At 45.9% G+C, this 21,851-nt stretch carries 18 protein-coding genes and 1 other annotated feature; of the genes, 16 read left to right on the top strand and 2 right to left on the bottom strand.

Annotated elements, in window-relative coordinates; genetic code table 11:
• The first annotated feature begins 625 nt into the window (after nucleotides 1-625).
• Nucleotides 626-2,647 (top strand): ribonucleoside-triphosphate reductase, adenosylcobalamin-dependent, encoded by a 2,022-nt coding sequence (gene nrdJ, locus GT589_RS01995; RefSeq protein ID WP_293395205.1) that lies wholly within the window; start codon nucleotides 626-628, stop codon nucleotides 2,645-2,647.
• A 24-nt stretch (nucleotides 2,648-2,671) separates the two neighbouring features.
• Here nrdJ and GT589_RS01990 read toward each other — a convergent pair whose 3' ends face one another.
• Entirely contained in the window at nucleotides 2,672-3,481 is an 810-nt protein-coding gene (locus tag GT589_RS01990; protein ID WP_293395202.1) for a PHP domain-containing protein, read from the bottom strand.
• Between the two features lie 193 nt (nucleotides 3,482-3,674).
• Between GT589_RS01990 and GT589_RS01985 the strand changes: the two genes are divergently transcribed.
• From GT589_RS01985 to disA, 7 genes are all read left to right on the top strand, one after another.
• Nucleotides 3,675-5,672 (top strand): elongation factor G, encoded by a 1,998-nt coding sequence (locus GT589_RS01985; RefSeq protein WP_293395199.1) that lies wholly within the window; start codon nucleotides 3,675-3,677, stop codon nucleotides 5,670-5,672.
• 135 nt (nucleotides 5,673-5,807) lie between these two features.
• Complete coding sequence (locus GT589_RS01980; protein WP_293395196.1) at nucleotides 5,808-6,257, top strand: CtsR family transcriptional regulator; 450 nt, start codon at nucleotides 5,808-5,810, stop codon at nucleotides 6,255-6,257.
• Between the two features lie 16 nt (nucleotides 6,258-6,273).
• Nucleotides 6,274-6,774 carry a UvrB/UvrC motif-containing protein gene (locus GT589_RS01975; RefSeq protein ID WP_293395194.1) on the top strand — a complete coding sequence of 167 codons (501 nt, stop codon included), beginning with the start codon at nucleotides 6,274-6,276 and terminating at the stop codon, nucleotides 6,772-6,774.
• Between the two features lie 11 nt (nucleotides 6,775-6,785).
• Entirely contained in the window at nucleotides 6,786-7,832 is a 1,047-nt protein-coding gene (locus GT589_RS01970) for a protein arginine kinase (protein WP_293395191.1), read from the top strand.
• A gap of 3 nt (nucleotides 7,833-7,835) precedes the next feature.
• A complete protein-coding gene (locus tag GT589_RS01965) occupies nucleotides 7,836-10,283 on the top strand; it encodes an ATP-dependent Clp protease ATP-binding subunit (protein WP_293395188.1) in 2,448 nt (815 codons plus the stop codon).
• 105 nt (nucleotides 10,284-10,388) lie between these two features.
• Nucleotides 10,389-11,780 (top strand): DNA repair protein RadA, encoded by a 1,392-nt coding sequence (radA, locus tag GT589_RS01960; RefSeq protein ID WP_293395185.1) that lies wholly within the window; start codon nucleotides 10,389-10,391, stop codon nucleotides 11,778-11,780.
• 129 nt (nucleotides 11,781-11,909) lie between these two features.
• Nucleotides 11,910-12,986 carry a DNA integrity scanning diadenylate cyclase DisA gene (disA, locus tag GT589_RS01955; protein ID WP_293395182.1) on the top strand — a complete coding sequence of 359 codons (1,077 nt, stop codon included), beginning with the start codon at nucleotides 11,910-11,912 and terminating at the stop codon, nucleotides 12,984-12,986.
• 56 nt (nucleotides 12,987-13,042) lie between these two features.
• On the opposite strand, the gene GT589_RS01950 is transcribed toward disA, so the two are convergent.
• Entirely contained in the window at nucleotides 13,043-13,438 is a 396-nt protein-coding gene (locus tag GT589_RS01950; protein WP_293395179.1) for a DUF1573 domain-containing protein, read from the bottom strand.
• A gap of 262 nt (nucleotides 13,439-13,700) precedes the next feature.
• Between GT589_RS01950 and GT589_RS01945 the strand changes: the two genes are divergently transcribed.
• The 8 genes from GT589_RS01945 to GT589_RS01910 all read left to right on the top strand — a co-directional run bounded on the left by GT589_RS01945 (nucleotide 13,701) and on the right by GT589_RS01910 (nucleotide 21,820).
• Nucleotides 13,701-14,807 (top strand): PIN/TRAM domain-containing protein, encoded by a 1,107-nt coding sequence (locus GT589_RS01945; RefSeq protein WP_293395176.1) that lies wholly within the window; start codon nucleotides 13,701-13,703, stop codon nucleotides 14,805-14,807.
• Between the two features lie 146 nt (nucleotides 14,808-14,953).
• Entirely contained in the window at nucleotides 14,954-16,039 is a 1,086-nt protein-coding gene (locus GT589_RS01940) for a DUF2157 domain-containing protein (protein WP_293395173.1), read from the top strand.
• The gene (locus tag GT589_RS01935; RefSeq protein WP_293395170.1) at nucleotides 16,023-16,595 is read left to right on the top strand and encodes a GDYXXLXY domain-containing protein; all 573 of its coding nucleotides are present in this window, start codon (nucleotides 16,023-16,025) and stop codon (nucleotides 16,593-16,595) included. Before GT589_RS01940 ends, GT589_RS01935 begins: the two co-directional genes overlap by 17 nt.
• Before the next feature lie 83 nt (nucleotides 16,596-16,678).
• The gene (gene plsY / locus GT589_RS01930) at nucleotides 16,679-17,281 is read left to right on the top strand and encodes a glycerol-3-phosphate 1-O-acyltransferase PlsY (protein WP_293395168.1); all 603 of its coding nucleotides are present in this window, start codon (nucleotides 16,679-16,681) and stop codon (nucleotides 17,279-17,281) included.
• A gap of 17 nt (nucleotides 17,282-17,298) precedes the next feature.
• Nucleotides 17,299-17,982, top strand: coding sequence for a 2-C-methyl-D-erythritol 4-phosphate cytidylyltransferase (ispD, locus tag GT589_RS01925; protein WP_293395165.1), 684 nt, complete (start codon nucleotides 17,299-17,301; stop codon nucleotides 17,980-17,982).
• Between the two features lie 4 nt (nucleotides 17,983-17,986).
• Nucleotides 17,987-18,466 carry a 2-C-methyl-D-erythritol 2,4-cyclodiphosphate synthase gene (gene ispF / locus GT589_RS01920; RefSeq protein ID WP_293395162.1) on the top strand — a complete coding sequence of 160 codons (480 nt, stop codon included), beginning with the start codon at nucleotides 17,987-17,989 and terminating at the stop codon, nucleotides 18,464-18,466.
• Nucleotides 18,467-18,480: 14 nt separating this feature from the next.
• Nucleotides 18,481-18,699, top strand: a binding site (T-box leader).
• 82 nt (nucleotides 18,700-18,781) lie between these two features.
• Nucleotides 18,782-20,230, top strand: a complete 1,449-nt coding sequence (gene proS, locus GT589_RS01915; protein ID WP_293395160.1) for a proline--tRNA ligase — start codon at nucleotides 18,782-18,784, stop codon at nucleotides 20,228-20,230.
• A 51-nt stretch (nucleotides 20,231-20,281) separates the two neighbouring features.
• Entirely contained in the window at nucleotides 20,282-21,820 is a 1,539-nt protein-coding gene (locus tag GT589_RS01910) for a YbaK/EbsC family protein (protein WP_293395158.1), read from the top strand.
• Nucleotides 21,821-21,851 lie beyond the last annotated feature (31 nt).

The following is a 21,851-nucleotide window of genomic DNA, read 5'->3' as shown; positions in this document are numbered from 1 at the left end:
AGAACTCGCTGCGCTCAGACACTCAAAATTCCAACGATTTCATTCCTGCACTTCGCCAGGAAATCAATCAAAACTCATTAAATCAGGCCTGCTTTATTCCTTTTGGATTATTGCTACAGGAGATCCGACTAATTGCCACTTACTGAGCCGACTATGCGTAGTCCGGCTTTTTTTATTTGGATGCATCTTTCAAAATGGCAAGCTGCTCAAAGTGCCGCAAAAAATATAAAACGTTACGCAGCTGGGCGGGAGAAGGTAAAAACCAGCGCACATGACTGCGTGGGTTATCCTATGGCTGCGTGACTCTGGGAATGATAAATCAGGGCGCCTTTATGAGGCTTTGATGGATTTCCCATCGAAATGTGGCCAAGAAGCCGGCAAAAAAGCTTTGACTGTTTGAGCGCAGCGAGTTTCAAAGCTGCCGGCGGAGTGGTAGCATGAGATGAAGTGAAATCCCAAAGCTGAAGCGGCGCTCAATTTATCATGCAGAGTCAGTAGCCTAGCTAGAAGCATCAGCGACAGCGTAGGTTTCAAAGCTGCCGGCGAAGCACCACCTGTTTATCATGCAGAGTCAAAAGGTATATGTAGTATATGACTTAGAAGATAAAGGGAAGGGGGTGGCCGCATGTCTGAAAATATAAAACTCAGCGACGATTTCCTAAAAAAATACAAGGCCGCAGAATCTCCTCTGGATAGTCTCGGGCGCTTCATATTCTACAGGACGTATTCAAGGTGGATTGAAGAGGAAGGCCGCATGGAGCGCTGGTGGGAGTGTGTAAGGCGCGCTGTGGAATACAACTGTAGCCTTGTCCAGACTAGCGAAGAAGAGGCGCAGGAACTTTTTGACAATATGTACAGCCTGAGGCAGTTTATAGCTGGGCGTACGCTTTGGATAGGCGGGACGGAAATGGCCAGAAGGAACCCTCTGTCCAACTATAACTGCGCTTTCATAGTAATGGATGACATAGACTGCTTCAGGGAGATTTTCTACATGCTTATGCTTGGCTGCGGTGTGGGAATTAGGATACTCAAAAGAGATGTGGCGAAGCTGCCAAAATTCAGGAATGATTTTGAGGTGAGCCACAAGCAATACATTCCTGTTGAAGCGGACAGGAGGCAGGATAATACTTCATTGGAATTTGAGGGAAATGAGAGAGCTGTTATAAGAGTGGGCGACAGCAGGGAGGGCTGGGCTGGAGCTCTGGACGCATTCATAAGGCTTTGCACTCAGAATGAATATAGGAGCGTAAGGTACATCATATTTGACTATGGAAATGTAAGGAGAAAGGGAGAACGGCTCAAGACTTTCGGAGGAGTAGCCAGTGGACATGAAACACTCGTTGAAATGCTGGCAAAGATGGAGTCTGTAATAAAAAGAGGAATTGACAATGAGGATGAGCAAAGATATCTAAGGCCTGTCGAACTGCTCGACATGCTCAATGTCATAGGAGAGAATGTATCTGTGGGCGGCGTAAGAAGGGCCGCGCAGATGTTGCTGTTTGACAGCGATGATGAGGAGTGCATTGCAGCCAAATCGGAGTTGTACAGCAAGAACGGCGGGGAACTGGAGCTCAATGCCAGTATAGGTCACAGGAGAATGAGCAACAACTCTATTTTTTATGAACGCAGGCCTTCTGATAAAGAGCTTGACAGACACTTTGAAATGATAAGGCTGTCTGGCGAGCCTGGTTTTGTGAATGCTCAGGCTGCCAGGATAAGGCGCAAAAATTTCCAGGGATTGAATCCGTGCGGCGAGGTGCTACTCGACTCAAGGGGTGTGTGCAATCTTACTACGGTGAACGTATATGCATTTGTAAATGAGTATGGCCTACTGGACGAGGAAGCTCTTGAAAAGGCCCAGCGGCTATCTGCGCGCGCTGCCTGCCGCATGGCAAATGCGCAGCTTGAGCTTTCAAGGTGGGACTACATCAGCCGCAGGGATAGGCTTGTGGGGTGCTCACTTACAGGCTGGCAGGATATGGTCAATGCAGCGTCTCTAACCGGGGAGGAGCAGGAGAGGTTGCTTAAGGGGCTGAGAATGGCTGCCCACAGCGAAGCTGCAGAGTACTCAAAGTTCCTTGGAAAGAAAGCCCCTTTGCTTGTGACTACCGTAAAGCCGGAAGGCACTCTCAGCCAGATGGCGGGGGTATCTTCGGGAGTTCACTATGCTCATTCCCAGTATTTTATTCGCAGGATAAGGATAAGCAGGGAAGATCCGATGGTCAGCTTGTACAGGAGTGCAGGATATGCGGTGTTGGACGATGATACCCAGGGGCTGAGCTGCGTCGAGTTTCCGGTCAGGTCACAGAAAGGGAAAACAAAGTTGGATGTTGGCGCGATAGAACAACTGGAAAATTACAGACTTTTCATGAAAAATTACGTGGATCATAATACCTCCATAACTGTTCATGTGAGGAAGCAAGAGTGGGATGGAGTTAAGGAATGGATAAAGAGCAATTGGAATACAGTAGTGGCACTCTCGTTTATGCCGCTGGAGGAGGAGATATATCCGCTGATGCCGTATGAGGCTATGTCTGAAGAGGAGTATGGGGAGCGGATCTCTGGAATAGCTATGGTGAGCGAGAATGAGCTTGAAGAGCTTGAAAGGTTCAAGACTATTACAATGGAATGTTGTAGCATAGAATAGGGGCGTGATTGTACGCCCCTTTCGCTATCTGTTTAATATTTTAGAGTCTAGTTCCTCTAGCTTTATCCCGACTCTGCCGAAGAAGTCAAAATCGCTGTCCCTTCCGTGAAAATCAGAGCCGCCGGTTATGCAAAGTCCCAGCCTGCGCGCCATGTATATGTATCTTTTCTCATTAGAGTTCGAGTGCGAGGAATGATAGGCTTCAAGTCCGTCAATACCCATGGCGGCAAGTGCATCTATGCAAGACTGGTTTTTAATGAGGTATGGGTGGGCTATGACACTGACCCCACCTGCCTCGTGTATTAGTTTTATTGCATCCTGCGCCAGGAGCTTGTACCTTTCCACGTATGCAGGCATTCCCTTTGAGAGATATTTTTCAAAGGTTTCCTGCACTGAATGCGCATAGCCCCTCTCGACAAGAGCCTGACCTATGTGAGGCCTTCCGGCTGAGTTGAGGTTGTATTTTTTGATGTCGTCAAAGCTGATTTTAAAGCCAATGTCTTTTAGCTTTTCAATCATCTGGCGGGCTCTGTCGAGCCTTGCATTTCTAAGCTGTTTTGTAATCTCAAGCAGAGTTGTATGGCGATGGTCTATGTTGTAACCGAGTATGTGTATCTCCTCTTCTCCATAAAAACAGCTGAATTCTATACCAGGCACAAAAACTATGTTCTTGTGTTTTGCATATTCTATAGCTTCTTCAATCCCATCCACGCAGTCGTGGTCTGTAATGGAAAGGCCATAAAGCCCTTTTCGCAGGGCCAAATCAACAATGGCAGAAGGGGTGTATGTCCCGTCAGAATAGCTTGAATGGGTGTGCAAATCCAGTAGCTTCATAAAATCACATCCTTTGCAGTGTATGAATATATAGTGTATATACCAAAGTGCAGGCTATATGAAACGCTTTGCTCGGTACGTTAAGATTAAGTAAAAAAAAAGTGGGTATAAAAAAATAGACGCTGTTGTGAGGAAGGTATTTTGTTTTGTATCAAAATAAAAAATATATCTATAATGAAGGGGAGATGGTGTTATGAAAGTTTATGAAGCGGACAAGATTAGAAATGTCGTTTTTCTGGGACACAGCGGTTCAGGAAAATCAAACCTTGCAGAGGCCATACTCTATACAAACAAGGTGCTGAGCAGAATATCAAGGCCTGAAGACCAGTCCCATATGAGTTCGACGCTCAACCTTATCCCGGTTGAATGGAACGGGCATAAGTATAATTTCATAGATACCCCAGGATATTATGACTTTCATGGTGAGCTGATTTCTGCTATGAAAGCTGCATCAGGAGCCATAATAGTAGTGGATGGAACTACTGACCTTCAGGTGGGAACAGACAATGCGCTTGAGATAACGGACGAACACAATACCCCAAGATTTATATTTGTAAATAAAATAGACAGCGACAAGGCGGATTATGACAAAATACTAGAGCAGTTAAGGGCCAGATACGGCAAGAAGATTGCACCTTTCCACGTTCCCATGGGAAAAGACATGGATTTCAAAGGTTTCGTAAACGTGGTTGACTTGTTTGCAAGGGAATACAATGGAGTGGATTGTGATACAGTGCCAATACCTGATTACATGCAAGAGAGTGTGATGCCAGTAAGGGATATGCTTCTTGAATCTGTGGCTGAAAGTGACGAGGAGCTGCTTGAAAAGTATTTTGCGGGCGAAGAGTTTACTATGGATGAAATACAAAAGGGTCTTAGGAAGGGTGTGCTTTCGGGAGACATAATACCTGTTCTTTGCGGCTCTACTGCAAAGAACATAGGAGTACACACGCTTTTAGACATGGTGTGGGATTTCCTGCCATCACCTGTAGATATGGGCTTTGAGAATAATGGCGCCAAGTTTGCGGGACAGGTTTTCAAGACAATAGTGGATCCGTTCATAGGCCGGATGTCCTTTGTAAACGTATGCGATGGAGAGCTGTCTCCGGACAGCGAGGTGTACAATACAAGCAAGGGAACAAAGGAGCGAGTAGGCCATATATATACCATCATAAATGGGCAGCAGGTTGACATAGACAAGGCAAGCACAGGTGATATAGTTGTATTCCTTAAGCTTTCAGACACGCAAACAGGAGATACGCTTTCCCTTGATCCGAACAAGGAGCCATACGGGAGGATTGAATTCCCTAAACCGCAGATATTCTTTGCGGTTCAGGCGCTCAAAAAGGGTGAGGAAGACAAGATAAGCGCCGGCCTTCACAGAATAATGGAGGAAGATCCTTCTATACAGTGGTACAGAGACAGTGAGACAAAGCAGACGCTTCTGGGTGGCCAGGGCGAAATTCAGATAAATGCTATTAAAGAACAGCTGAAGAAGAAATTTGGAGTAGAGGTGGAGCTGCTAGATCCGAAGGTTCCATACAGAGAAACGATAAAAGGCAGGGCAGACGTTCAGGGTAAGCACAAGAAGCAATCTGGAGGTCACGGTCAATACGGTGATGTCAAAATCAAATTTGAGCCTTGTGAAGAGGATTTCATATTTGAGGAAAAGGTTGTCGGCGGTGCGGTGCCGAAGAGCTATATTCCCGCGGTTGAAAAGGGGCTTAGGGAGGCTATTCAGACAGGCGTACTTGCAGGATACCCTGTAACGCAGATAAAAGCGACGCTTTATGACGGTTCATACCATGATGTGGATTCGTCTGAAATGGCATTCAAGCTTGCTGCCAACATAGCATTCAAAAAGGGCATGGAGACAGCAAATCCCGTCCTGCTGGAGCCTGTTATGAAACTCAAGATAGTTGTACCCGAGGACTATATGGGAGATGTAATAGGAGACATCAACAAGAGAAGAGGGAGAATACTTGGAATGGAGCCCGCCTCAAGCGGCAAGCAGGTGATACTTGCAGAGGCGCCCCAAGCCGAGACCTTCAGATATGCGATAGACTTAAGGTCAATGACGCAGGGAAGGGGATTCTTTGAAATAGAGTTTGAAAGATACGAAGAGGTTCCATCGCATCTCAGCGAAAAGATAGTAAGCCAGGCTAAAAATGAAAAGCCAGTGTTAGTATAACGACATCAGCCTGCCGGAATTCCGGCAGGCTGTTTTCAATTAAAATTTCCTTTAAAAGTGTTGAAAAAAATTTGCGGATGGGTATAATTATGCTTATAAAGGTCAAAGAAAGTCAAAGTCAAAGAGGTGGATTTTATGAGGCTGTCTGACATGATTGAAGAGTTCATAAAGCAGATGCTCAATGAGAGTAAAGCTATAGAGATAAAAAGAAACGAGCTTGCCAGCAGATTCGAATGTGCGCCATCACAGATCAACTATGTGTTGTCCACAAGATTTGGAAGTGACAAGGGATACTATGTCGAGAGCAAAAGGGGCGGAGGAGGCGGCATAAGGATAATAAGGATTGTTCCGGATTCCAACGAGTATGTGAGGAATCTCATACTAAGCAGCATAGGAGATGCTGTCACTTTCAGCGCGGCTCAAAAAATAGTTAAAAGCCTGCGGGAAAGGGAAATAATAACAAGTAGAGAAGAAAAAATAATAATGGCTGCTACAAACGAGAGGACGCTTGTGTTGCTTTCAGAGCGAGACAGGAATATTATAAGAGCACTCATGCTGAAAAATATACTCATAAACATAATATAGCACAGGGGGTGTAGCTATGATTTGTGAAAAATGCAAGCAACGGGATGCCACAGTGCATTTCAAGGAGATAAAAAACGGTATCAAGAGCGAAAAGCATCTTTGTGATGAGTGCGCAAAGAGCGAACAAAGCATAAAGGTTGACTTCAACATACCATTTTCGGTGAAGGATATATTTTCAAGCATAATGGATGTTGATATGGACAATGTGTTCACAAAACAGTCAGAAGAAATTTGTCCAAACTGTAAAAGCACATACAACAGGTTCAAGAATGTAGGAAGGCTTGGGTGTCATGTGTGCTACGAGGCATTCAGGGAGCAGCTCTTCCCCCTGATAAAGAGAATACAGGGAGCGACCCAGCACACGGGTAAAGTTCCCAAACGTGCAGGCGCAAGCATCAGGATAAAAAACGAAATCAGGGAGCTTAAGGAAAAGCTTAACGAGGCGGTTACAAAAGAGGATTTTGAAAGTGCAGCCAGAATACGCGACGAGATAAAAAGGCTTGAAAAAGATATATAGGGGGGATAGAGGTGATAAAATGGCTTGAAATAGACGGGGCTGAATCGAAAGTGGTTATAAGCTCAAGGATAAGGCTTGCCAGGAATTTCAGGGGCTACAACTTCACTAACAAGCTTAAACCCGATGAAGCGGAGCGGATAATCAAGGAAGTTGAAAATGCCATAATTCATGGAACCAGCGCTATAAGGAATGATTTCAAGAGCCTCAGAATGGCGGAGTTGGACAAGCTTGAAAAAGGGATACTTCTTGAAAAGCATCTGATAAGCAAGGATATAGCAAGGAGTGATCTCAGCGCGGCGCTTATAAAGGATGACGAGACTGTCAGCATAATGGTCAATGAGGAGGACCACCTCAGAATACAGGCGCTCTTCCCGGGATTCAGGTTGGATGATGCCTGGGACATAGCCGACAAGATAGACGACCTTCTTGAGGAGAGCATAGGTTATGCATTCGATGAAAGGCTTGGCTACTTGACTGCATGTCCGACAAACGTGGGCACGGGCATGAGGGCCTCGATAATGGTGCACCTGCCGGCGCTAGTGGAGCTAGGATATATTGACGGGGTGCTCAAGGCGGCTAACCAGATAGGGCTTGCTGTAAGGGGGATATATGGAGAAGGTTCACAGGCCAAGGGCAGCATATTTCAGATATCCAACCAGCTCACGCTTGGAAGGAAGGAAGAGGAGATACTGGGCAACATAAAGGGTCTCTCGAAGCAGCTTATATCCAAAGAACTTGAGGCGAGAAGCTTCCTCTACAAGAACCAAGGCATGAAATTCGAGGACAAGATATACAGAGCGATAGGAATACTAAGCAGTGCAAGGCTTGTCGATTCGAATGAAGCCATGAACCTGCTTTCAAACGTGAAGCTCGGCATAGAGATGGGACTCATAGACAACATGAAATCAAGAGACATAGACAAGCTTTTTATCGAGATACAGCCTTCGCACCAGCAGATGATGTCAGGGCAGAGCAAGGTCCAGGAGCGGGACATAAAGAGGGCGGAATATCTAAGAAAAGAGTTTTCAAAAAAATCAAATGAAAACAAGGAGGACTAGAAAATGTTCAGCAATTTTACTCAAAGAGCAAAAGCTGTGCTTGAACTTGCGGGAAAAGAAGCCAGCAGCCTGGGACATAACTTCGTCGGAAGTGAGCATATACTACTTGGAATACTAGCAGAAAACAGAAGCGTTGCAGCCCAGATACTTCAGAAGCTAGGCGTGATGCACGATCAGGTTGGCGCCAGGGTAGAAGAGATAGAAGGCAAGGGAGCGAGCGGAGTTCAGGTTGTAGGCTTCACTCCAAGAACAAAGAGGATTTTTGAGCTGAGCCTTATCGAGGCTCAGAAGATGGGCCACAGCTATGTGGGAACAGAGCATCTGCTGCTGGGTCTTATTAAAGAGGGCGAGGGAATAGGTTCAAGGATACTAAGCGAAATGGGCATAAATCTCAATGTGCTTGTAATGGACATACAAAATGCGCTAGGCTCGGGGCCTATGCCAAAGGAGCCACAGAGCCAGTATACAAGGCCAGCGGTTAGCACGCCGACTCTGGACAAATATGGCAGAGATCTTACTGTTCAGGCGTCTGAAGGCAAACTTGATCCGGTAATAGGAAGAGATGCCGAGATAGAAAGGGTAATACAGATACTAAGCAGAAGGACAAAGAACAATCCGGTGCTAATAGGTGATCCCGGCGTTGGAAAGACAGCTGCGGTGGAGGGTCTGGCGGAAAAGATTGTCATTGGCGATGTACCCGATATACTCAGGAACAAAAGGATTGTAACACTCGATATGGCTTCGATGATAGCAGGTGCGAAATACAGGGGCGAATTCGAGGAGAGGCTAAAGAAAATAATGGAGGAGCTAGAAAAGGCAAGGGAGGTAATACTCTTCATTGACGAGTTCCATACTATAGTGGGAGCTGGAGGAGCGGAAGGCGCCATTGACGCCTCCAACATACTTAAGCCGTCTCTTGCCAGGGGGGAAATACAAGTCATAGGTGCCACCACGATAGATGAGTACAGAAAGCATGTCGAAAAGGATCCGGCGCTTGAGCGAAGGTTCCAGCCGGTAATGATAGACGAACCGACCGAAGAGGATTCCATAAGGATACTTATGGGACTTCGGGACAAGTATGAGGCTCACCATAAGGTAAAGATAACCGACGAGGCGATAAAGGCCGCAGTAGAGCTTTCACACAGGTATATAACTGACAGATTCCTTCCGGACAAGGCGATAGACCTTGTGGACGAGGCGGCATCGAGGGTAAGGCTGAGAAAGCATACTGCTCCCGGCGAAATAAAAGATCTTGAGGAGAAGCTCAAGCGGGTAGCCCAGGAAAAGGAAGAGGCCATAAGCATACAGGACTTTGAAAAAGCCGCCGGAATAAGAGATGAGGAAAGAAAGCTTAGGGAAGAGCTCGATGGCATAACCGACTCTTGGAAGAAGAAGAGTCAAGGCTCTGATGAAAATGTTACAGCCGAGGATATAGCTGCCGTTGTTTCGCTCTGGACCTCCATACCAGTAACAAAGCTGCAGGAAGAGGAGTCGCAGAGACTTCTAAAGCTTGAAGAAATTCTTCATAAGAGGGTAATAGGGCAGGAAGAGGCCGTGGATGCAGTGGCAAAGGCCATAAGAAGAGCCAGAGTAGGGCTCAAGGATCCAAACAGGCCTATAGGTTCCTTCATATTCCTAGGACCTACGGGAGTAGGAAAGACAGAGCTTTCAAAGGCTCTAGCAGAAGTCATGTTCGGCGATGAAGACCTTATGATAAGAATAGATATGTCAGAGTACATGGAGAAGCATTCGGTGTCAAAGCTAATAGGCTCTCCTCCGGGATATGTTGGCTATGACGAGGGCGGACAGCTGACAGAAAAGGTTAGAAGAAAGCCTTATTCGGTAGTCCTGTTTGATGAGATAGAGAAAGCGCATCCGGATGTATTCAACGCCCTTCTCCAGATACTCGACGATGGAAGACTCACAGACTCTAAGGGCAGAGTCGTTGACTTCAAAAATACGGTAATAATAATGACGTCAAACGTCGGAGCAAGCATTATAGGCAGACAAAAATCACTGGGATTTGCTGCCGGGCTCGATAAGAAGGAAGCCGAGAAAAATGAATATGAGAATATGAGCGAAAATGTGACTAGAGAGCTCAGACAGAAATTCAGGCCTGAGTTTATAAACAGGATAGACGACATAATAGTATTCCACCCTCTTGCCGAGGATGACATGGGAAGGATAGTGGATATAATGGTTGAAAAGCTAATACACAGACTTTCTGAGCTTGACATTCAAATGGAGCTTACTGAGGATGCGAAAAAGTTTATAGCAAGCAAAGGTTATGATCCTGAATTCGGAGCAAGACCGCTAAAAAGGGCTATACAAAAGCATCTCGAGGACAGAATATCAGAGGAAATGCTAAGAGGCAACATAAGGAAGGGAGAGCATGTTGTTGTAAGAGAAGAGGGCGGAGCTCTAAGATTCGAAGCAAAGGTGCTCAGCTGATTTAAGGGGGGTGAAATCCCCCTTTTTTCATGCAAATCCAGACAGGTTTTATGATATCCTATAGTATAGAACAAAAGTGAAATATTAGGCAAAGGGTGAGCTTTATTGGCTAAAATAAAAAGCAAGTTCATATGCAAAGCGTGCGGCTGCGAGAGCCCGAAATGGATGGGAAAATGTCCGGACTGCGGAGACTGGAACACTTTTGAAGAAATTGAGGTTCAAAAGGGCAAGCAGGCAGGAACACGTAAATCCATCGGCGTGCCGGCGCTTAGGCTTGCAGAAGTGCAAAGCAGCAAAAGCGACAGGATTGTAACCAATATAAACGAATTCAACCGGGTGATGGGTGGAGGAATTGTAAAGGATTCGCTGACTATAATAACATCAAGGCCGGGCGGAGGCAAATCGACACTTACGCTGGCCGTGTCAAGCGATGTCGCCGCGCAAGGTTACAAGGTCTTGTATGCATCGGGCGAGGAGAGCGAGAGCCAGATAAAAAACAGAGCTGACAGAATATTAAGCAGAATACACGACAACATATGGATAGTATCAGATACTAGCATGGACAACGTATTAATGCATATAGAGGAGATAGATCCAGAGCTTATTGTAATAGACAGTATACAGACGTTTGCATTCGAAGGCCTGGATTCGCGCCCAGGTTCTCCTACCCAGACAATGGAGTGCGCCAATGCATTGCTCAGGGCGGCAAAGAGCGAAAAGAAGCCAAGGGCGGTAATTATGATTGGACAGATGACCAAAGAGGATGAGCTCGCCGGCCTTAGGGCGCTTGAGCACCTTGTGGACACGGTGCTCATAATCGACAGTGACCGGGGCGAAGAGCTGCGAGGTATATACTGCTCGAAAAACAGATTCGGAAGCACGGGCGAGATGGGTTTTTTCTCAATGACAGACAAGGGTATGGTGTCAATAGACAATCCGTCGGAGTTTTTTATGACCAGAAGGCAGTCAGGTGAGACGGTTTCGGGAAGCGCGCTGACGGTTGTGAAGGAAGGCTCAAGGCCCATAATAGTCGAAGTTGAGAGTCTGGTTTCAAAGTCATTCACGCCGTACCCATCAAGAACGGGGGAATGTATTAAGCGTGACCAGCTCAATACGCTGATATCGATACTTGAGCAAAGGGGAAGTCTTTCGCTTTTTGACAAGAACGTGGTTATAAAGACAACGGGAGGACTAAAGCTCAAGGAGCACTCGGCGAACCTGGCAATAATAATGAGCATAGTGTCATCGGCATATAACAGAGGCATACAGGATGACACGGTGTTTATAGCGGATGTGGGTCTTACAGGTGAACTCAAAAAGGTTCCGTCGATTGAGCTCAGGGTAAGGGAACTTGACAGGATGGGCTTCAAAAGAGTTTTTGTGGCTCCAAATTCAGCTGGGGGAATAAAAACAGAAAACATAAGAGTAATCGAAGCGAAGAACTTGAAAGAGGTAATAAGACATGTGTTCGGAGTTGGAAACTTCAATGGAGAGTAGAATCAACCTGCAAAATATTGGATATACAAATAATAGGGAATAGTGTAATATAAATAAAAAATGAAACATACTCAGCTATTTGGGTAAAAACATAAAAAAGCCATCTACGAGTGTTGGGGGGACCGCGCAATGCACAATATTTTTTTAAAGGATAAGGAAAAGTTAAAATCGCTCAAGATGATAGCGCCGGGTACGCCCCTTAGGGAGGGCCTTGAGAGCATACTTAGGGCTAAGACGGGAGCGCTTATAGTGGTTGGAGACAGTGAGGACATACTCCAAATAGTCGAAGGCGGATTCAACATCAACGCCGAATTTTCGCCTGCCTATGTGTACGAGCTTGCTAAGATGGACGGAGCCATCATCCTCTCTAGTGACGGAAAAAGAATACTCTATGCAAACACTCAGCTCATTCCGGATCCGTCAATATCGTCAAAGGAAACCGGCATAAGGCACAGGACCGCCGAGCGGGTTGCAAGGCAGACGGGTGGCATGGTTATATCCATATCGCAAAGACGGAACATTATAACGCTCTACCAGGGTTATGCAAAATATGTAGTGAGGGAAACCTCGGAGCTTCTGGCAAAGGCAAACCAGGCAATTCAGACGCTGGACAAATACAAGTCGGTGCTGGATCAGGGCATGATAAATCTTAGCGCACTTGAATTCGAAGACATAGTGACGCTCTACGATGTGGTGACTGTAATCCAGAGGAATGAAATGGTAATGAGGATAGTCACAGAAGTGGAGAAATATATAATCGAGCTTGGAGATGAAGGAAGGCTTGTGAGCATGCAGCTGGACGAGCTTGTAGGTAACGTCAAGGAAGACGGCAAGTTTCTCTTCAAGGATTATAACATAAAGCCCGGCATGAACTACAATGATTTCAAGAAGGAGATGAGAAGCTTTTCTTCAGAGGAGCTTCTGGATCTTTCAAACATAGTAAAGCTTCTTGGATACTCCCAGATAACCTCGGATCTTGATATTTGTGTATACCCCAAAGGATACAGGATATTAAACAGGATACCAAGGTTGCCGGCCAGCGTAATAGAAAACCTCGTCTCCGATTTCATGAATTTCCAGGCTGTATTGCGTGCGAGCATAGAGCAGCTTGACGAAGTTGAGGGCATAGGAGAGGTAAGGGCGCAGTCCATAAGAAACGGACTAAGGCGCATACAGGAGCAGGTGCTCGTAGACAGGCATATTTAGAGCAAAAATAAAAGGACATCTGCGCCATATTCGGCATAGATGTCCTTAATTTTACTTTATAGAAGAGAATATTTGCCAAGTGCACCTATCTTGTCATACTCTTTCTTGAGCATTGTCTCAAAATCAATATCGAGCAGGTTGCACAAAGATGTAACATAGAAAAGATGGTTTCCAAGTTCTGACTCAATTACATCTTTGCAGTTATCGCACAGTGCGCCTTCAACCTGGCTGTTAAGATAAGCCGAGAGCTCACTATATGTAATGTCGCTGGGGACACTTTGCTTCTTTGCGGTTATTTCTATGCAGCCGCAGTCTGTTGCTGACTTTACAATAGCCCTGTTGACCTTGGAAGCACTTTCTTGAAGCTTGGTAATAACGTCAAGTATGCTCTTGTGCCTGATCAGAGATTCGCTAACTCTTGATTCAAATGTGCTGAAGTTGAAATCTGACATAATATGACTCACCCCTAAAAATAAAATGTTTTTTATAATGATATTTTGACTGTATATATAAAATTATAATATCAAAGCTATGCTAGGTCAAATCTTGTTGAAAAAAACTGATAGTTTACAAGCTGGCAGGGTATATATACCCTGTTGAGTCGGGTTCGAAAACATTTTTGTAATACAGCATGGAAATTATATAATTTTGACAAAAATGCCGGCTTGTTATAAAATTACTATATTTGCAAGATATATATAGGGAGGTGAAAACTTGATAGGAAGGATAATAAGAGGACTTGCGGCGCTGATCGGGATAACTGTAGGAGTAGCTTTGTATTTTTACATTGTGAAATTTTTTCCTGCACTCATAAAAGATTCACAAGTATACAAGATGCTTGGAGCAGCAATTTCAGGCGTTATAATGGGAATCATATTTTTTGTAGTATCTCCGTGGCTTATAAAAGAAGGCAAAGACATGGCAAACTGGGTTGAGGCAGAAATGTCGAAACTTCCGCCAATGGAGATAATAATAGGCTCGATAGGACTTATAATAGGACTTCTGATAGCTTATCTCATAAGCCAGCTTCTCATACAGATATCCGTCCCAGTTATAGGAACGACGCTGGCTGCGGCAGTATACATATTCATGGGATATGTAGGCATGAATCTTGGAAGAAGAATGGTCAACAAGAACAAGGAGGAGCTCTTCAATCTGGCAAGGGTACTAAGCAAGCTTAGCGCCAAGGAGAAAGAGGCTAAGGATAAGGAGAAGGCGGTATCTGGAGCAACTCCCAAAATACTCGACACAAGCGTCATAATAGACGGAAGAATACTAGATATTTGCAAGACGGGTTTCATAGAGGGCAAGCTTATAGTGCCGGTATGTGTTTTGGAGGAACTAAGGCATATTGCCGATTCTTCGGATGACCTAAAGCGCGTAAGGGGCAGAAGAGGTTTGGACATACTCAACAGCCTCCAAAAGGAGACCGACATAGAGGTTGAGATATTCGAAAAAGATTTCGAAGACTCTATGGAGGTTGACACCAGGCTTCTTAAGGTTACGGAGCTCCTTGGTGGAAAGGTGCTTACAAACGACTACAACCTCAACAAGGTGGCGCAGTTCCAGGGCGTCAAGGTGCTCAACATAAACGAGCTGGCAAATGCCGTCAAGCCTGTGGCAATCCCGGGAGAGCAAATGACGGTGCAGATTGTGAAGGAAGGCAAGGAGACAGGCCAGGGAGTGGCCTATCTTGATGATGGGACTATGATAGTAGTCGAGGGCGGCAAAAAATATATGTCCAAGACTATAGTTGTAATTGTAACATCAGTGCTGCAGACTGCGGCGGGCAGGATGATATTTGCAAGGCCCAGTGAATAATAAGATTTTGAAGGCACGTCATACAGGACGTGTCTTTTTCTATCTATATAGCCGGCAATAAGCAGTATAAAATTGTTTCTCTGAAATGAAACTACTGTATAAATAATGTGAGAGGCATATTTTCATAACAGAAAAGAGGTGGGCAAATGGACAAGAGACATTTGAATAAAAGGGAGTATGAGCTCATAGAAAAAGAGGTGGGTTACTACGCAGACAGCGGCATTATAGACAGTGAGCAAAGGGACAGAATAATATCGCTCTACAGCATAGGCCGAGATTTGAATTTTGTAAGGATACTTGTGACAGTGGGTTCTATACTCATAGGGCTGGGATTCCTCTCGTTCATAGCGAGCAACTGGAAAAGACTGGACGAATTCATGAAGTTTGCTATAATGTTTGGCGCATTTTTGGCTTCCATGGGGGTTGCATACAAGCTTGAAGAAGATTATTTCCGAATCGGAAGGAGTATACTCTACATTTCCGCGCTCATATACGGAGCGGGGATATTCCTTATAGGGCAGACCTTCAACCTAGGGGGACATTTTACAAGTGCATTCCTGATGTGGGGCATTGGAATACTGCCCATGGCCGTGCTTTTTTCAGACAAGCTGATTTTCATATTTTCCCACATACTCCTTATTGTATACCTCAACGGTCTGTACGATTACTATACATTTCCGTATCTGATGGCCGCCATAGTGCCTCTGCTTTATTACCTGAACAGATATCTAGGCTATTCGAAAATCGGAACATTCTTTACAAATGTGCTTCTGATAAACTCCATTATCACAATAGGCTATAAATTCAACATGGAAGGCGTATATACAGGCCTTGTGGTGTTTGCGGCAGGAGCGGCCATGTATATTTTCTGCAAAAAAGACTACAATCCAGATGTGTTCAGGATGTCAGGCCTCATTGCCATGGGACTTTCAGGGATATTCCTTACCTACAAGGAAGTCTGGCAGGAACTCTCGTATGTCGGCAGGCCTCAGGAGCTGGCCATAGCAATAGGAATAGCTCTCATACTGGTGTTCTTTTGGCTGACATCAAAGGGCAACATAACTGCGCTCGTGTTTGTCTGTCTCATAATACTCAGGTATTATTTCGACGCGCTCTACGATTTCATGCCAAAATCGCTTTTCTTCACAGGAGGAGGACTCATACTAATTGGCTTTGGATACTATTTTGAAAGGATGAGAAGGAGGGAGGCGGAAAATGAAGGACATGAGTAAGAACAAAAAATACATGCTGGCAGCAGCCATTCCGATGATAATTCTGCTCTACATGCTGGCAGTGCCTCTTTCTGTAAGGTTCATGGGAACCGACATTTTCATAGAAACTGAGCCGTACGATCCAAGGGACATATTCATGGGAGACTATGTGTATCTAACTTACAAGATATCACAGGTGGACATAGACAAATTTCCGGAAGAGCTAACTAAAGAAAAAGATGCCAAAAAGCTTGAAAAATTCAGGGGACATCCAGTATATGTGATGCTCAAAAAGGAAGGCGGTTTTTACGTGGTCGACAGGGTGCTGCTTGAAAAGCCTTCGGAAGGCGTATACCTAAGAAGCAGGCTACAGGACATGTATGTGTTCACATACGGGGCTGAAAATATCGACTCCAAGGTACACCTTGCCTACAACCTGGAAAGATATTATGTTTCCGAAAATACGGGCAAGAAGCTTGAAGCCATGTCGAGGGCCGGAGCTTTGGTGGCAAGGGTAAAGGTGTACAACGGATATCATCTGCTAGAGGAGCTATTTCCGGCAGAGATGATGAATTGAGCAGCCGTGCAAGATTTGCAGTTAGATGTTATAATTAAATACTGTGCAGCAAAATGAAATTACAGGTGGAGGTTTTTTTAGATATGGAGTTATTGGCAATAGCAATATCACTAGCTCTTTCGTTTATACTGGGCTCAATACCAAGCGGTTATTTGATAGTTAAAAAATTCAAGGGAATTGACATAAGAAAGGTGGGCAGCGGCAACATAGGCTCTACAAATGTAAAACGAGGCGCAGGAAAAGGCTTTTCGATTGCAACTCAGGCGGCAGATGTAGTCAAGGGAGCGGCCGCCGTTCTTGTGGCCATGGGGATTTATAAGTTTTTCGATATCAGCATGGACAGGAATTTCTTCCTGGCCATGAACGCATTCGTAGCAATACTAGGACATGACTACACGCCTTTTTTGGGATTCAACGGGGGCAAGGGCGTGAACACTACTCTGGGCGCATTCGTGCTCATAGAGCCAATAGCGGTATTTACAGGTGTTGCACTTTATTTTGTGCTTGCTAAGGTGACAAAGATAGTCTCAATCCGATCTATGAGTCTTGGGGTGACTCTGTTTCTTGTGACTCTTGTAAAGGGGAGCCCTTTCGGGAGTGTAATATTCACGCTGCTTGCGGCTTTGCTTATGCTCTATAGGCATGAGGAAAATATAAAGAGGCTGATTAGGGGAGAAGAAAAGTAAACGGGAGTGATTAAGTCGTGAATAGCGCTGTTATAGTATGTGCAGGCAGGGGAAAGAGAATGAAAAGCGACATCAACAAAGTCTATATGAGTGTGGGGGGCAAGGCTGTGCTTCAGCTCACCATGGAAAGATTCATGTCACTGGATGAGATTGATGAGCTTGTTGTTGTAATTTCAAGGGACGATGAAAAGCTCTTTTCAGAAATCAAAAAAGACATGGACGCTTCAAAGTCCGTCAAGGTTGCATACGGCGGGGCTGAGAGACGTGACTCTGTATATAGCGGCCTTAAGCTGGTTGATCCTGCGTGCGACATAGTGCTAATACACGACGGGGCAAGACCGTTTGTAGAGAAGTCAGATATAATAAAGAGCATAGAGTGCGCGAAGGAAAGCGGGGCATGCGCTCTTGCTGTGCGAGTCAAGGACACCATAAAGCTAGCAGACGATGAGGGCTTTGTGGAATCAACCCCTGAACGAGATAGGCTTTGGGCCGTGCAGACACCTCAGACCTTCAGCTACAAGCTCATAATGGAAGCGTATGCAAGAGCCGTCGATATAGGGCTGCTGGCAACAGACGACTGCATGGTGGCAGAGAGCGCGGGCCATAGGGTGAGGCTTGTAGAAGGCTCGTATGAGAACGTAAAGCTTACAACGCCGGAAGATATGCTTTTTGCAAAGGAGATACTCAAAAAAAGGATGTGATTTTGTGAGGGTAGGCATAGGCTATGATGTGCACATACTTACGGAGGGAAGAAAGCTGATAATCGGAGGCGAGGAGATAGAGTTTGAAAAAGGGCTGCTCGGGCATTCCGATGCGGATGTACTTTTGCATGCGATTATAGACGCATTGCTTGGAGCGGCGGCTCTGGGCGACATAGGAAGCCATTTTCCGGATTCAGATATGACCTACAAGGGCATAAGCAGCATTGAGCTTCTAAGGCACGTCGCCCGCACGATATCAGATGCCGGATACGCTGTTCAAAATGTAGATTCTACTGTGGTGGCCCAAAGGCCAAAGCTCAGACCGCATATAGACAGAATGAGAAAAAACATTGCAGCTGCGCTATCTATAGATGAGGGCAGGGTGAGCGTCAAGGCCACCACCTCGGAGGGCCTTGGTTTTGAAGGCAGGCAGGAGGGTATATCGGCTCAGGCGGTGGCGCTGTTGACACACAGAAAGTTTTAATGTATAATTAAGCATCAAAAGCACTGAAGGGGAATAGTACAAAGGCAGAGCTTTAAAGAGAGAAGGCCGCTTGGTGAAAGGCTTTCAGGAGTGCTCCTTTCGAACCCGCCCCGGAGCTGGATTGTTGAAAGCAGTAGGCAATCCCGTGGAAGACGCGTTAAGTCGAAAAAGAGGGTGTAGCTTTGGCTGCGCCAATTAGAGTGGTACCGCGAACCGGGCTGTTCGTCTCTATTTTTTGAGATGGGCAGCTTTTATTATGCCCATAAATCAACTGAACGGCCAGAAAACACGAAATTTTTTTAAGGAGGATTATATATGAGCAAGAAGAATGAAAAGCAGTTTGTTGAAGACATAACGCCTATGGAGGTCGATTTTCCAAGATGGTACACTGACGTTATAACAAAGACTGACCTGGTAGACTACTCGCCGGTGAAGGGCTTCATGGTAATAAAGCCTTACGGCTACGCACTTTGGGAAGGTATACAGCAGTATGCAGACAGAAGATTCAAGGAGACTGGTCACAAGAACTGCTACTTCCCGCTGCTTATACCAGAGAGCCTTCTGAAGAAGGAGGAGGAGCACGTTGAAGGTTTCGCTCCAGAGGTGGCATGGGTTACTCACGGCGGAGAAGAGGAGCTTGGCGAGAGGCTTTGCGTAAGGCCTACATCGGAGACTATAATATGTCACATGTACGCCAAGTGGCTAAATTCATACAGAGATCTGCCATACCTTTACAACCAGTGGTGCTCCGTTGTAAGATGGGAAAAAAGCACAAGGCCATTCCTCAGGACCTCTGAATTCCTCTGGCAGGAAGGCCACACGCTTCACGAAACCTATGAAGAGGCTCAGCAAGAAACGCTTCAGATGCTTGGTATATACAAGGAGCTTTGCGAGGAGCTTCTCGCAATACCTGTAGTATGCGGAAGAAAAAGCGACAAGGAAAAGTTTGCGGGAGCCGAGGCAACATATACAATAGAGGCACTAATGCATGACGGAAAGGCACTCCAGTCCGGAACCAGTCACTTCCTTGGCCAGCATTTCTCGAAGGCATTTGAAATACAGTATTCGGACAGGGACGGCAATCTTGCCAATCCATACCACACATCGTGGGGGATATCAACAAGGCTAATAGGCGGAGTTATAATGGTTCACGGCGACAACAGAGGACTTGTGCTGCCTCCGAGACTGGCTCCAATACAGGTTGTTATAGTGCCAATAGCTGCTCACAAGGGCAACGTGATGGAGACTGTAGACCGTGTGTTTGACGAACTAAAGGCTGCGGGAATCAGAGTCCAGGTCGATGACAGAGCTAACTACAGCCCAGGCTGGAAATTCAATGAGTGGGAAATGAAAGGCGTGCCTGTAAGACTAGAAATAGGGCCTAAAGACATAGAAAAGGGTCAGGCTACAGTGTGCAGAAGGGACAACCTGGAAAAGAGCCAGCTTGCGCTCGAGAATATAACTGAAAGTATAAAAGGTCTGCTTGACGATGTGCATGTTAGCATGCTGGCAAATGCTCTTAGGATGAGAGAAGAAAAGACAAGTGTGGCAAATGATATGGACGAACTCAAGAAGGTGCTCGAGGAAAATCCGGGCTTTGTCAAGGCTATGTGGTGCGGCGACAGAGCATGCGAGGACAAGATAAAGGAAGAGACGGGAGCAACAATCAGATGCATGCCTTTCGAGCAGGAGCAGATATCAGACAGATGCATATGCTGCGGAGAAAAAGCTGACAAAATGGTATATCTGGCAAAAGCATATTAATAAAATCATGGGAGGCAATGCGTCGGCATTATGACCAGGAGGGATGATTTTATGAGGCTGGGCAGTTTTTACACAAAGACATACAAGAGCATGCCATACGATGTTCAGTTCCGCTCGACTCAGCTGTTGTATAGAAGCGGGCTTGTAAAGCTCTCTGAAGAGGGGAATATGTGCTATTCGCCAATGGGCGCATTATATGCAAAAAAACTTCAGGACTCTATAGTAGAGCGCATGCGCGATTTTATGGAGTTCAAGGTGGCAGGGGGAGAAAGGGAATGCATGGCAATGTACCAGCAGGAACTCAAATCCTACAAGCAGTTGCCGCTCAAGCTCTTTCATGCGGCTGCATCTGGAAATGATGACTACAAGTTCAAGGAAGGCCTCTTTAATCCAAGGCAGCTTACAAGTCTTGTGTTCACTGCATTTGCAGAAGAGCAGTCCGCAACGCAGATAAGGCGCGAGCTGGCAGAAGCCCTTAGGGGACTTGGGAGCGAGCTTGGAATAAAGCTGCAGCCGTTGGATTCCAAGGATATGATGAGCCTTGTATGGGAATCAAAGCTTCCTCTAAAGCAGTTTTTAAAGTGCGATAGCTGTGGCTTTGGCGGCGATGCCGCATATATAAAATCTGGCGCACAAAAATATGAGGGAAGCGAGGAGCTTCTGGCGACGGAGTATATCCACACTCCGTCTGTCGGCACTATTGCGCAGCTTGAAGAGTTCTTCGGAGCCTCCGCAAAGAGCTTCATAAAGACGCTCATATTCGAGGTCGGAGAAAAGATAGTTGCAGTGCTCCTTAGAGGTGACAGGAACATAAGCATAGGGCTGCTTGCTCGGCATATTGGAATGGAACCGGAAGAAATTAAAATGGCAAGCGAAGATGCGGTCATGAAAGCTACAGGGGCCGGCATAGGCTTTGCAGGACCAATAGGACTGAAAGCTGATTTGCTGCTTTGTGACGAAGAGGTTCTCAACATGAAAAACTCAGTATGCGGAGCCAACAGAACAGACTACCACATAAAGAATGTCACCTGCGGCAGAGACTTCAAGCCGGACGCTATAGGCGTATTCAAAGAGGCAAGGCCCGGCGACGCATGCCCTGCCGATGCAGGCACGCTCGAAGCGCTAAACGGGAGCGAGATAGCAAGCATAGAAATAAAGGAGCTTAAAGGCACTTACCTTGATGAGAATTCAAGGGAAAAAAGGCTGTGGAGCGTAAGCGTCAGGATATGCGTGGAGAGGCTCATGTCGGCCATAGCCGAAGAGAATATGGACGAGTCGGGGGCGATAGTATGGCCGGCGGTATTTTCTCCGTTTGAATACTATGTAATAGCGGGCAACGTCAAAAAGCCTGAGGAGCTGCAGCTTGCTGAGGATGCATACAGGCTCATCCTCGAAAGCGGCAGAAGCGCACTGCTTGATGACAGAAGCGAGCGCATAGGCTCCAAGTTTATAGACTGTGAGCTTTTGGGAGTAAGAGGTGTAATTGTTGCAGGAAAGCTGGCAAGCCAGGGACTTGTTGAAGTGAGAGACCGGAAAAGCGGCACATCATGCGAAGCAGCGCTAGAGGAGCTTTTAGAAAAGCTGTATTAGGAGAGCTTACGGATTGAACTGATGACGCATT

Source organism: Peptoclostridium sp., assembly GCF_009881055.1.
In the GTDB taxonomy this organism is placed as follows: domain Bacteria; phylum Bacillota; class Clostridia; order Peptostreptococcales; family Peptostreptococcaceae; genus Peptoclostridium_A.
The sequence above is the reverse complement of the archived record's forward strand: the minus strand, read 5'-3'. Positions and strand labels throughout refer to the sequence as shown.

What these genes read in the sequence shown, in the direction of transcription:
- GT589_RS01910 (WP_293395158.1), top strand. Translation starts at nt 20,282, where the DNA reads ATGAGGCTGGGCAGTTTTTACACAAAGACATACAAGAGCATGCCATAC.
- GT589_RS01975 (WP_293395194.1), top strand. Translation starts at nt 6,274, where the DNA reads ATGATTTGTGAAAAATGCAAGCAACGGGATGCCACAGTGCATTTCAAG.
- plsY (WP_293395168.1), top strand. Translation starts at nt 16,679, where the DNA reads ATGGAGTTATTGGCAATAGCAATATCACTAGCTCTTTCGTTTATACTG.
- GT589_RS01985 (WP_293395199.1), top strand. Translation starts at nt 3,675, where the DNA reads ATGAAAGTTTATGAAGCGGACAAGATTAGAAATGTCGTTTTTCTGGGA.
- proS (WP_293395160.1), top strand. Translation starts at nt 18,782, where the DNA reads ATGAGCAAGAAGAATGAAAAGCAGTTTGTTGAAGACATAACGCCTATG.
- GT589_RS01940 (WP_293395173.1), top strand. Translation starts at nt 14,954, where the DNA reads ATGGACAAGAGACATTTGAATAAAAGGGAGTATGAGCTCATAGAAAAA.
- GT589_RS01965 (WP_293395188.1), top strand. Translation starts at nt 7,836, where the DNA reads ATGTTCAGCAATTTTACTCAAAGAGCAAAAGCTGTGCTTGAACTTGCG.
- GT589_RS01935 (WP_293395170.1), top strand. Translation starts at nt 16,023, where the DNA reads ATGAAGGACATGAGTAAGAACAAAAAATACATGCTGGCAGCAGCCATT.
- GT589_RS01980 (WP_293395196.1), top strand. Translation starts at nt 5,808, where the DNA reads ATGAGGCTGTCTGACATGATTGAAGAGTTCATAAAGCAGATGCTCAAT.
- GT589_RS01950 (WP_293395179.1), bottom strand. Translation starts at nt 13,438, where the DNA reads ATGTCAGATTTCAACTTCAGCACATTTGAATCAAGAGTTAGCGAATCT.
- GT589_RS01990 (WP_293395202.1), bottom strand. Translation starts at nt 3,481, where the DNA reads ATGAAGCTACTGGATTTGCACACCCATTCAAGCTATTCTGACGGGACA.
- nrdJ (WP_293395205.1), top strand. Translation starts at nt 626, where the DNA reads ATGTCTGAAAATATAAAACTCAGCGACGATTTCCTAAAAAAATACAAG.
- disA (WP_293395182.1), top strand. Translation starts at nt 11,910, where the DNA reads ATGCACAATATTTTTTTAAAGGATAAGGAAAAGTTAAAATCGCTCAAG.